This window comes from Aliivibrio finisterrensis, from assembly GCF_008933155.1.
In the GTDB taxonomy this organism is placed as follows: domain Bacteria; phylum Pseudomonadota; class Gammaproteobacteria; order Enterobacterales; family Vibrionaceae; genus Aliivibrio; species Aliivibrio finisterrensis.
Window position 1 is genome coordinate 102,009 of the sequence record NZ_WBVP01000009.1, and the last position, 12,345, is coordinate 114,353.

Below are 12,345 nucleotides of genomic sequence, written 5' to 3' on the forward strand. Positions count from 1 at the left end.
ACTGGAGTTTGAATGAAAAAAATAATTTATGCGTTAATTTTACTGGCAAGCTGGCCTTCTTTTGCTCGTCAATTTGACGTCGAAGTCATCATTTTTAAGCGTAATGTTGAGCCATCTTCTTATCAAGAATCTTGGCCTGACATTCTTGCGCCTATCAATTTAGATCGTGCTTTCTCATATCGCGATAAAAAGATGATGAACAGTAATGGTGCATCACTACTTCCTTCTGGCTACTATAAGTTAAATGAAGCTTATACTAAACTGCAAAATCACGCTGGATTTAAGCCGTTAGTACATGTTGCTTGGCGCCAAGGTGACTCAGGCTCATCTCTTTCTCCTATTTTCCATATTCAAGCAGGACAAGATTTCTCTGATCGTTTTGTTGCTGATGGTCGAACTATTGAAGATGCAAACGCTGATTTATCACTGGTTCCTTTAGACGCACCAAAACCTGCGCTTATTGAAGAATCGGAAACTATTGAATCTGATACAACAGCGTCAACTTCAGCTCCTCTTCTTGAATTAGATGGCACAATGCAGGTTTACGTCCAGCATTACCTATACGTAAATACCATTTTAGATCTTAAAGTTCCTGGTCAACACGAATTTATTGTCAACACCCCAAAAAAAGAAAAAGACGTTATTACAGAAACAACTTCTACTTCTTCTGACGAAGTAACAACCACGGAAACCGCAGAATTATCTACTGAAGCGACAGCAATTGAAGATCCAAATGCGGATATTCAGTTAGGTCATTTAGAGGACGTAACTCCGGAAACTGAAATAAAAGAGTTTTTAAAATCTTACCGCATAGAAGAAAGACGTAAAATGCGCAGTGGTGAAACTCACTATATTGATCACCCACTAATGGGCATGATCATCCAAGTGCGTAAAGTATAACATCGTAATTTCTTTACATAGCTTTACTAAATAGGACAACAATTGTTGTCCTATTTTATTTCTACTTTTTTAAAATCATGCTATTTTCACTCGAAATAATAACCTATGAGAATTCACATGAAATCCATTATCAAACCATTGTTACTTGTTCTTTCTTCCGCTCTTTTTTTAACAGCATGTGGCGATACTAACGAACCAAAAGAAGGCGTTCAATATGAAGTACTTTCTACCACATTACCTACAGATTCAATTGCACCAGTAACTGAAGTTTTTGCCCTATCTTGTGGTCACTGCCGTAACATGGAAAACTTTTTACCTGTGATCAGCCAAGAAGCAGGCACTGATATCGATAAAATGCACATCACATTTAATCAATCAGCTCATGTTGCTGCTATGTTCTACTACGCTGCAGAAATGCAAGTAGATGGCACTCCTGATCACGCCTTTATGGAAGACTTATTTGCTGCAACCCAAATGGGCGAAGGTACAACGCTTACTCAACAACAAGAAGCCTATGCAAAAGCGTTCACATCTCGTGGTTTAACAAGCCCTTACGACTTTAATGAAGAGCAACGTGATATTCTTATTCAAAAAGTAGATAATGCTAAGATGCTTTCTGAGCAATCAGGTATTAGCTCTGTTCCTACTTTTGTTGTTAACGGTAAATACAACGTATTAATTGGTGGTCATGATGACCCTAAGAAAATCGCTGAAACTATTCGTTACCTACTAGAAAAATAATTGATTTAATACCAATATAAGGAAATAACGTGACTAAAATTATCATTACCATTGCGCTTATCGTTGTTGGTTATATGCTGTTTCAACACTTTGTAAATAACCCAAAAGCAGCAAAAGAGAACATTGAAATTGGAAACGCATTTTTAGCTGAAAATGCAACCAAAGAAGGTGTTCAAACAACTGCATCTGGTCTTCAATATCTTGTACTTGAAGAAGGTACAGGTACTGAGCATCCTACAGCGAAGAGCAAAGTTAAAGTTCATTACCACGGCACCACTATCGATGGTAACGTATTTGATAGCTCAGTTGAGCGCGGTGAGCCGATTCAATTTGGTTTAGGTCAAGTAATCAAAGGCTGGACAGAAGGTGTTCAACTGATGGTAGTTGGTCAAAAGATGCGTTTCTTTATTCCTAGCAATTTAGCTTACGGTAACCGTTCTGCAGGCTCTATTCAGCCAGGTTCAGTACTGATTTTTGAAGTTGAGCTATTAGATTTTAAATAATCATTTATCATCGTAAAGCTTCAATATCATATAATAAAAATGGCGAATCAATTTGATCCGCCATTTTTTGTTTCTAACTGTCGATAAACCTAATTTAATTTACGCATCACGATTGTAAAATCTTCATCTGCATAGTCATCTATCAATTCACAATTTGGGCATAAGCTTAAACAATAACTAAGCACCTGCTGCGGATCATGTGCTTCTAGTAAATTGGTTTCTTTAAAATAATGGCGGTTTAATAAATTAAAAACAACGGCCTCTTCTGCCTTCTCATACATAGTTCTAATTACTTTTGCATGATAGGTTTTGTTACGAGCTCGATAATTAAGAGAACCACTTGCCACCACAATATCCGCTGTTGGTAACTTAGTTGATGAAAAATCCCCTTTAATAAACGCGCAATTATGTTGATGCTCAAAATGTTTTTTTGCTTGTTTAACGAAACTCCCTTGCTGATCAACACCGGTATAAGACTCTACACAGCAACTCATATCAAGAAAGGTTTTAAAATCACCATAACCACAACCTAAATCCAATACTCGTTTGCCATCAAAATTAACAGCTTGAGCTATGGTTTTAAAACGTATAAATTGAGATTCAGTCGAATTCCAACCTAATGATCTGGCATGATCACCTGCATATTGCTTCAGTCTTTCATCATGATAAAGACGAATACTCAATCTATCTAATAAGTGCATATGTTGTTTTTACCATTTTATTCTTAGAATTATACGGCTTGAAGTGTACTCTTGATAATTCTAGTTTTCATCTACTTATCGTTAGCTACTCGTATAAATATCATTTAATGATTAGAACCCATCTTAACCGTAATATCTTCTCAATGTTGGATATTTAATAGTCAATAATTGCTCTTTTGATCACAACTCCATTACACTCCATCTTGATTTAACCTATAAAAAAGATTATCTATTTGCATATACATATTAACTTGTCCGTTAATTTACATAGGCAGATAATCATGGATAGAATTTTTACCAATCTGAATCTTGTTACATTAAAGGCTAATTCGCCCAATACCAATGACGGCTATCGAGTAATCAAAAACGTTATGATCGGCGTGGCCAATGGCAAGATTGAATATGTCGGTAAACCTTGCTCTGAAATTTTACATGGACATCCTGATGTCACTGATTGTGCGAATGCTTTAGTCACTCCTGGCTTAATTGATTGCCACACTCACCTTGTTTTTGCAGGTAATCGAGCTAATGAATTTGAGCAACGATTACAAGGCGTACCTTACGAAGAAATTGCAAAACAAGGGGGCGGCATTTTATCTACCGTCTATGCCACTCGTGAAGCAACAGAAGATGAGCTTTATCATTCAGCATTACAACGCTTAGAAGGCTTAAAACGTGACGGTGTCACTACAGTGGAGATTAAATCAGGCTATGGCTTAACGCTTGATGATGAAATCAAAATGCTTAGAGTCGCCAAACGCATTGCTGAATTACCAGATATAAAAGTCTCTGCCACTCTGCTTGCTGCTCATGCCCTTCCTCCTGAATATAAAGATCGTCCTGATGATTACATTCGCTTAATTTGTGACACCATTATTCCTCGCGTTGCTAAATTAGAGTTAGCGGATCATGTTGATGTCTTCTGTGAAGGGATTGGGTTTTCGATTAAACAGTGTGAGCGGGTATTCAATGCTGCATTAGAGCACGGTCTAAAAATCAAAGGCCATACTGAGCAGTTATCGAATCTTGGCGGCAGTGCATTAGCCGCTTCAATGGGCGCCTCTTCAGTTGATCATGTTGAATACCTTGATGAAGATGGGGTCAAAGCATTAGCACAGAATAATACCGTAGCAACTCTTTTACCTGGTGCCTTTTATTTCTTGCGAGAAACCAAACTCCCACCGATTGAATTGCTGCGTAAACATCAAGTTCCAATGGCCATTGCCACTGATTTCAACCCCGGTACGTCACCTATAGCTTCGCTTCGAACCATGATGAATATGGCTTGCACTTTATTTAAATTAACACCTGAAGAATCCTTACGGGGCGTAACTTGCAATGCTGCTCAAGCTCTTGGATTGCAAGCCTCACGCGGAACGATTGAAGTGGGTATGGATGCCGATTTTGCACTTTGGCAATTGGACTCTCCTGCTGAACTCTCCTATCGATTAGGCGTTCCCGATCTTATTGCACGGGTGGTTGATGGTAACGTTTTTTATAATAGGGACACTTATGAAAAATAATACCTTAATCGACATGGCAAGTTGGACAGGCAGAGTCGATCTTGAAGATGGTGAACTCGGTTTACGTTGGCATCAAAAAATTACAGCAGCAACGAGTTCAAGTACAGATGGGATCATGTTACTTGGTTTTGCTTGTGATGAAGGTGTTTATCGTAACAAAGGTCGTATTGGTGCTTATTCTGCTCCACAAATCATTCGACGCGCCTTAGCCAATTTATCTTGGCATCATAATAAAGCTATTTTTGAGGGGGGTGATGTCTGCTGTAATGACGCAGAACTTGAAATAGCACAGCATCAACTTGGTGATAGTGTTGAACATGCCCTTGCTAACCATAACCAAGTGATTGTTTTTGGTGGCGGTCATGAAGTTGCATGGGGTTCTTTTCAAGGTATTGCGCGTCATTTAAAAAATATCACTGAATCAAACCAACAAAAAACGCCACCACGCATTGGTATTATTAACTTTGATGCACATTTTGATCTACGAAATCCACCACAAAAAGAGCAACTATCTGAAGGACCATCAGAACAGCAGCTTGGCAGTTCAGGCACTCCTTTTCATCAAATCGCTCAATATTGTAAAACGAATGGGTGGCCATTTAATTACGCCTGCTTAGGATTAAACCGAGGAAGTAATACTCAAGCCCTTTACAAAAAGGCAGATGATCTCGATGTACTCTATTTTGATGATACTGAAATGACACTCGCTAACTTCCCGACAATCCAACGGGGTTTATCCAATTTTATTGACCAAAATGACTACCTTTATCTCACGATAGATATCGATGTTTTTCCTGCATCGACGGCTCCCGGAGTGAGCGCACCTGCTGTTCGTGGGGTTCCGCTTGAGATCATTGAGCCTCTTATTTTTGATATTTTGACAGCTAAAAACCCTGAAGGTATTCCCAAATTACTCTTGGCTGATATGGCTGAGTTTAACCCTAATTTTGATATTGATAATCAAACAGCACGCTTAGCTGCAAGACTCGCTTGGACCATTGCTCATGGAATGAAAGCCTAATACTTTTATTTTCAGAGCGAGTAATTCACAGGCACTTTTAATATTCAAAACCAGTCACCAATACTATTAACTCGCAAGGAGAGCAACAATGACACATGCATCGCCATCTAACCCTAGATTGGATGAGACTCGTACTATTATTGCCCCAACAGGTACAACACTCACCGCTAAATCTTGGCTAACCGAAGCCCCACTTCGTATGTTAATGAATAACTTACATCCTGATGTAGCAGAGCACCCTCATGCTCTGGTTGTGTATGGTGGTATTGGTCGTGCCGCACGAAATTGGCAATGCTACGACAAAATTGTAGAAGTGCTGACTCGCCTTGAAGACGATGAAACCTTGATGGTGCAATCAGGAAAACCTGTTGGTGTGTTTAAAACTCACACTAATGCCCCACGCGTATTAATTGCCAATTCAAATTTGGTTCCTCACTGGGCAAATTGGGAACACTTTAATGAGTTAGATAAGCAAGGTTTGATGATGTACGGTCAAATGACCGCTGGTAGTTGGATCTACATTGGATCTCAAGGTATCGTTCAAGGGACTTACGAAACCTTTGTTGCAATGGCAAAGCAACATTTTAATGGCAAGGCACAAGGACGTTGGGTTCTTACTGGTGGGCTTGGCGGTATGGGTGGCGCACAACCGCTTGCGGCAACTATGGCTGGATTTTCAATGCTTGCGGTGGAGTGTGATGAGTCTCGTATCGATTATCGTCTCCGTACTGGGTATGTCGATCGTAAAGCCACCACATTAGATGAAGCCCTTGCCATTATTGAAGACGCAAAACAGACAGAAACACCAATATCAGTAGGTTTACTGGGAAATGCCGCTGACGTTTATGCAGAAATTGTTCAACGCGGCATTGTGCCTGATATAACAACCGATCAAACCTCTGCACACGATCCTCTCAACGGCTATCTTCCGCAAGGTTGGTCAATGGAACATGCTGCTGAAATGCGTTTAAAAGATGAATCAGTAGTCGTATCAGCGGCTAAAAGATCAATGGCAATTCAAGTTCAAGCCATGCTGGATTTACAAAAAGCAGGCTCTGCAACTGTCGATTACGGTAATAATATTCGTCAAATGGCCTTAGAAGAAGGTATCGCTAATGCCTTTGATTTTCCGGGCTTTGTACCGGCTTATATTCGTCCGCTATTTTGTGAAGGGATTGGGCCTTTCCGTTGGGCGGCACTTTCTGGCGATCCAGAAGACATCTATAAGACCGATCAAAAAGTAAAAGAACTCATTCCTGATAATCCACATCTGCACAACTGGCTTGATATGGCGCGTGAGCGTATTCAATTCCAAGGATTACCAGCACGTATTTGTTGGGTTGGCTTAAAAGATCGTGCTCGTCTCGGTAAAGCCTTTAATGAAATGGTAAAAAATGGAGAGCTAAAAGCACCGATTGTCATTGGTCGAGATCATCTTGATTCAGGCTCGGTTGCCAGTCCAAACCGTGAAACCGAAGGCATGATGGATGGATCTGACGCGGTATCTGATTGGCCACTATTAAATGCCCTATTAAATACAGCTTCGGGCGCTACTTGGGTATCTCTGCATCACGGCGGTGGTGTAGGCATGGGGTTCTCTCAACATTCAGGCATGGTGATTGTATGTGACGGCAGTGATGATGCGGCAGAGCGTGTTGGTCGAGTACTTCACAATGATCCAGCCACCGGTGTCATGCGTCATGCAGATGCGGGTTATGACATTGCAATTAATTGCGCCAAAGAACAAGGCTTAGATTTGCCAATGTTATCTGAATAAAAGCAACAGACATAAACTCTACATTTCAGTTTTAAAAATAATTATAAAGAATACCAACCTAGCAACACGAGTTGGTATCACAACCATAACGAGAAACGAACTATGTATTCATTAGAAATTATTCCAGGCAAGTTATCTCTAAAACAATTACGTGAAGTGAGCCGCCAGCCTACTCAGCTATCATTAAGTCCAGATGCATTGCCCGATATGCTGACCAGTGCCGAAGTGGTTGCTCAAGTGATCCGTGAAGATAAAACCGTCTATGGCATTAACACTGGTTTTGGCCTGTTGGCAAACACTCGAATTGCTGAAGAAGATTTAGAAACTCTACAGCGTAGTATTGTTCTCTCCCATGCTGCTGGCATCGGTGAGTTCATGAATGATGCCACCGTGCGCTTAATGATTGTGCTTAAAGTAAACAGTCTTTCGCGTGGTTATTCTGGTATTCGCCCATCCGTCGTTAATGCATTAATACAATTGGTCAATTCAGAGGTTTATCCGTGCATTCCTAAAAAAGGATCTGTGGGTGCTTCTGGTGATCTTGCTCCTTTAGCGCACATGAGTACCGTTTTGCTAGGCGAAGGGGAAGCTCGTTATAAAGGCGAAGTGATTTCAGGACTAAAAGCCTTAGAAATAGCAGGATTAACTCCAATAACACTCGCACCAAAAGAAGGATTAGCACTTCTCAACGGAACTCAGGCCTCTACTGCCTTTGCTTTAGAAGGCTTATTTGCGGCTGAAGATCTTTATGCTGCAGCCACCGTATGTGGTGCCATGTCTGTAGAAGCCGCACTTGGCAGCCGTAAGCCGTTTGATCCACGAATTCACCGTGTGCGTGGTCATCGCAGCCAAATGGATGCCGCTTTAGGTTATCGTCATTTATTAGGTCAAAATAGTGAGATTGGTCTTTCTCATCAATGCTGTGAACGAGTACAAGACCCCTATTCATTACGCTGCCAACCCCAAGTGATGGGTGCTTGTTTACAGCAGATAAGAAATTCGGCAGACACACTAGAAGTCGAAGCGAACTCAGTGTCAGATAATCCATTAGTCTTTGCCGATGATGGTGACATTATCTCTGGCGGTAATTTTCATGCTGAACCGGTTGCTATGGCCGCTGATAATCTTGCTCTCGCCATTGCTGAAATAGGCAGTTTATCGGAGCGTCGAATGGCGCTTCTTATCGACAGCTGTTTAAGTAAACTTCCTCCATTTTTAGTTGATAACGGCGGTGTAAATTCAGGTTTTATGATTGCTCAAGTTACTGCTGCCGCATTGGCAAGTGAAAACAAAAGTCTTGCTCATCCAGCCTCTGTTGATAGCTTACCGACGTCTGCAAATCAAGAAGATCACGTATCAATGGCTACCTTTGCCGGCCGTCGCTTAGGAGATATGGCAGAGAATACACGTGGTATATTAGCCGTAGAACTATTGGCATCTGCACAAGGTCTAGACTTTAGAGCACCAAATAAGAGTTCAGAACGTATTGAAGATGCCAAAAACATGCTGCGTGAACGTGTCGATTTTTATGATAAAGACCGTTACTTTGCGCCAGATATAGCTAAAGCAAATACCTTATTACTTGAAGCAAAATATAATGCGCTAATGCCTGAGTCCTTACTTCCTAGTATCTAAAAACTGTAGAAATCCCTCAAAAAATATAGCCGTAGCTTCTTGATTTATGATTAAGAAAATACGGCTATGGCACAAACTCTTCTTCTATTCTCGCTCATGCATTTGAGTCTTGCTCTATAATCAGTACAATAGCCGACCAATACTTTTAGAGCACCCTTTAATCATGCCAAGTCCTTCTCTCTCAAAACAACTTTTTCATATGACATGGCCAATGACGTTTGGTGTTCTTTCTTTAATGAGCTTTCAACTTGTCGATAGTGCCTTTATCGGCCAATTGGGCATACTTCCTCTTGCTGCCCAAGGCTTTACTATGCCATTACAGATGGTCATCATTGGTTTACAAGTTGGATTAGGCATTGCGACAACCGCTGTAATCGCGCGAGTATTAGGCGCTCAACAAATAAAAAAAGCCAAGCAACTTGCTGGATTAGTTCTCTCGCTGGGCGCCGCAATGGTATTCATCATGTGTCTGCTCATTTGGTTCTCTCGAGGTTTATTACTTGACCTACTCGGCGCAGAAGCCAATGTATTTCCCATAATCGATAGTTATTGGCCAGTATGGTTAGCAAGTTGCTGGGCAGGAGCTATGATCTATTTTGCTTACAGTGTGTGTCGTGCCAATGGTGATACTAAACTGCCGGGCTTAATGATGATGGCAACCAGTATCTTAAATATGATCCTTGATCCTATTTTCATCTTTCAATTTAACTTAGGCTTAAACGGTGCAGCTTGGGCAACGATAGTCTCTTTCACTATTGGTTTTTGTATCATTCTACCCCCTATTTTTAAGCGTAATTGGATCTCTTTTTCATGGCACGATCTCAACATCCTGCAATCCATTAAAGAGCTAAACGCAGTAATGGCCCCAGCAATGATGAGCCAACTTCTACCACCCCTTTCTTCTATGATGGCAACGAAAATTATCGCCGGTTTTGGCGCGGCAGCTGTTGCAGGTTGGGCTATGGCTTCTCGTATCGAGTTTTTTGCTATTGTGATAGTCCTTGCTTTAACCATGTCAACTCCACCAATGGTTGGAAAAATGCTTGGTGCCAAACAATTTGGGGAAATTCAAAAGCTAATCAAAATTGCAGCTAAATTTCTCTTAGTTTGGCAAATCAGCCTCGCTGTCTTATTGTTTGTAATTGCCAAACCATTAGCTAATTTATTAAGTGCGGACACCAATGTAATTGCCGTTATTCAATCTTATCTTATGTGGGTGCCTGTCAGCCTTGGCTCTTTAGGTATTTGCATGCTGATGGTTTCCGTTTGTAATGCGTTAGGTATATCAATGCGAGCGCTCACTATTTCGATACTTAGATTATTCGTCTGCTTTTTACCTATGATATGGCTAGGTTCTACATTATTTGGATTGAATGGTGTTTTCATGGGTGCATTGATTGGTAATACAATGGCAGGAATAATGGCTTGGATAATGTACGCTCAAGCAATAAATAAACTTCAAGATAATAGCGAATATTAAGGATATGTCATGACTACAATTACATTACCAAAAAACAAACGAGATGAGTTAGTACAAAAATTTCAACACTATTTTGAACAAGAACTAGATACTGAGCTTGGTCAATTTGACGGAGAGTTCTTATTGGACTTTATAATTAAGCAAACCGGTCCTGTCTTTTATAACCAAGGATTAGCCGACGCTCAAACCATTATAGAACGTAAAACACAAGATATTGCAGATGAAATCTATGAAATTGAAATGATTGAAAATTAATATCATTAATAAACATTGAATTTAGAACAAATACTTAACTGATACATCAATGATTAAAGACAAAAAAATCACAACTTGTTACAATCACTATCGACAAAACCGTGACAAAGGTCTAAAATTTGCGAAACATGACGTAAATATTACACAATTTACTTTTTTCTCAAAAATAAGAGGCTTAAATGCAATTTTCTTTAAAAAATACGTCGATACGTATTCAAATATTATTACCCGTCATCCTTACTGCTCTAGCCTTATTTATTTCTCTAGGTTTTACTGCTTCTATCTTGGAAGAAGAACAAAACATCATTGCAAGCAACACTAATTCTTTTGTATTTTACAAAGACCAACTTGCTAAAGTCGATGATATCGTTTATCCGTTACGTATAGGTGCTATTTATGCTATTTATGATACAAGTCGTCGTGACAACTTTACAAACGAGCTACAAAGTAAAGTAAGTAGCATTAATGCTTTGCTTGATGAAATGGAAGAAAGAAAAACATTCGCTCGTGACGTAAAACAAGTCCGCTCTAATATTAATGATTACGTTCAGTTTTCACATAAAGTTGTTAATTACTTAAACAAAAAAGAAAGTGGCGCTACCGTTAATGAAAATTATAGCAATTTAATCTCTCAGTATCGTGATGTCGGCAATCGCATGGTTGAGTCTATCAACAGCCTTTCTCAACAAGTAAATAAATTTTCTGATATTGCTATGCAAGAAAGTTATAAGAAAAACACACAAGTTAAGTTTAATGCTGGTTTAAGCATTTTAGCAGTGTTTATCCTTTCAATGATCAGTGCGTGGTGGTTATCCGGCCTTATCGTTACCCCTATCAAAAAAATCCAAGTTATTATTCGTCGCTTAGCAGAAGGTGATTTAACCGTTCGCGCTGACGCTAATGGTGATAATGAAATTTCTGAATTAAGCAAAGACATAAATACAACCGCAACTCAACTACAAACGACTGTTGAAGCACTATCCCGTATCAGTGAAGATGTTGCAGCAGCATCAACTGAATTAGCAGCTGTAATGACAGAATCAGAAGTAAATTCACAAAAAGAGCTCAGTGAAATTGAACAAGTTGCCTCTGCTGTTAACGAATTATCCAGCACTGCTGATAATGTAAGTGATAACGCCTTGTCAGCAGATAGAACCGCTCGTGATACAAACGAACTTGCTCGCTCTGGTTTAGATATCTTTACTCAAAGTAATCAAGCAAGCGAAGATATGGCAAATGCACTAACCGATGCTGCAGTGGTTGTTAATCGCTTAAAAGAGCAATCGGAACAAATCAATAATGTTGTCGAAGTAATCCGTGGTGTTTCAGAACAAACAAACCTTCTTGCATTGAATGCTGCCATTGAAGCTGCGCGCGCAGGTGAATCAGGTCGTGGTTTTGCCGTAGTTGCTGATGAAGTCCGTCTGCTTGCTGCTCGTACTCAAGAGTCAACAAAAGAGATTCAAACTATTATTGAATCACTACAAGAACAGTCAGGCTTAGCTAATGACAGCATGCAAACCAGTCTTGATAAACTTGAATTAAATAAAGAGTTAACAGCAAAAGCGGGTGATGCTTTAGTTAGCATCACTGAATCAATTACCGCTATTAATGACATGAACACTCAAGTTGCTACTGCTGCCGAAGAGCAATCTCAAGTCACTCAAGACATTAACCGTAATGTGGTGAATATGTCTGAGCTTGTAAATCAAAATGTAACAGGCATTAGCCAAAGTGCGAGTGCAAGTAATGAATTATCTCGATTAGCTGAGCAACAAAAAGAACAACTGGCTTTCTTTAAGTTGTAAT

11 protein-coding genes are annotated in these 12,345 nt (G+C 39.9%); 10 read left to right on the top strand and 1 reads right to left on the bottom strand.

Annotated elements, in window-relative coordinates:
• Window positions 1-12 precede the first annotated feature (12 nt).
• From F8B77_RS10025 to bamJ, 3 genes are all read left to right on the top strand, one after another.
• Entirely contained in the window at window positions 13-900 is an 888-nt protein-coding gene (locus tag F8B77_RS10025; RefSeq protein ID WP_151655233.1) for a peptidoglycan binding protein CsiV, read from the top strand.
• A gap of 117 nt (window positions 901-1,017) precedes the next feature.
• Complete coding sequence (locus F8B77_RS10030; RefSeq protein ID WP_162922489.1) at window positions 1,018-1,641, top strand: thiol:disulfide interchange protein DsbA/DsbL; 624 nt, start codon at window positions 1,018-1,020, stop codon at window positions 1,639-1,641.
• Between the two features lie 29 nt (window positions 1,642-1,670).
• Window positions 1,671-2,144: a BamJ family beta-barrel-assembly machinery protein gene (gene bamJ / locus F8B77_RS10035; RefSeq protein WP_151655234.1), complete on the top strand. Its 474-nt coding sequence runs from the start codon at window positions 1,671-1,673 to the stop codon at window positions 2,142-2,144.
• An 89-nt stretch (window positions 2,145-2,233) separates the two neighbouring features.
• Here the strand turns inward: bamJ and F8B77_RS10040 are convergent, their stop codons facing one another.
• Window positions 2,234-2,845, bottom strand: coding sequence for a class I SAM-dependent methyltransferase (locus F8B77_RS10040; RefSeq protein WP_151655235.1), 612 nt, complete (start codon window positions 2,843-2,845; stop codon window positions 2,234-2,236).
• Window positions 2,846-3,126: 281 nt separating this feature from the next.
• On the opposite strand from F8B77_RS10040, the gene hutI reads away from it, so the two are divergent.
• The 7 genes from hutI (at window position 3,127) to F8B77_RS10075 (ending at window position 12,344) form a co-directional block, all read left to right on the top strand.
• The gene (gene hutI, locus F8B77_RS10045; protein ID WP_151655236.1) at window positions 3,127-4,368 is read left to right on the top strand and encodes an imidazolonepropionase; all 1,242 of its coding nucleotides are present in this window, start codon (window positions 3,127-3,129) and stop codon (window positions 4,366-4,368) included.
• Window positions 4,358-5,389, top strand: coding sequence for a formimidoylglutamase (hutG, locus tag F8B77_RS10050; RefSeq protein ID WP_151655237.1), 1,032 nt, complete (start codon window positions 4,358-4,360; stop codon window positions 5,387-5,389). Before hutI ends, hutG begins: the two co-directional genes overlap by 11 nt.
• Before the next feature lie 88 nt (window positions 5,390-5,477).
• A complete protein-coding gene (gene hutU, locus F8B77_RS10055) occupies window positions 5,478-7,166 on the top strand; it encodes a urocanate hydratase (protein WP_151655238.1) in 1,689 nt (562 codons plus the stop codon).
• Window positions 7,167-7,268: 102 nt separating this feature from the next.
• Complete coding sequence (gene hutH / locus F8B77_RS10060) at window positions 7,269-8,801, top strand: histidine ammonia-lyase (RefSeq protein ID WP_151655239.1); 1,533 nt, start codon at window positions 7,269-7,271, stop codon at window positions 8,799-8,801.
• Window positions 8,802-8,964: 163 nt separating this feature from the next.
• Complete coding sequence (locus F8B77_RS10065; RefSeq protein WP_151655240.1) at window positions 8,965-10,281, top strand: MATE family efflux transporter; 1,317 nt, start codon at window positions 8,965-8,967, stop codon at window positions 10,279-10,281.
• A 9-nt stretch (window positions 10,282-10,290) separates the two neighbouring features.
• On the top strand, window positions 10,291-10,536 hold the full coding sequence (locus tag F8B77_RS10070; protein ID WP_151655241.1) for a DUF2164 domain-containing protein: 246 nt from the start codon (window positions 10,291-10,293) through the stop codon (window positions 10,534-10,536).
• 179 nt (window positions 10,537-10,715) lie between these two features.
• The gene (locus tag F8B77_RS10075) at window positions 10,716-12,344 is read left to right on the top strand and encodes a methyl-accepting chemotaxis protein (protein ID WP_151655242.1); all 1,629 of its coding nucleotides are present in this window, start codon (window positions 10,716-10,718) and stop codon (window positions 12,342-12,344) included.
• Window position 12,345 lies beyond the last annotated feature (1 nt).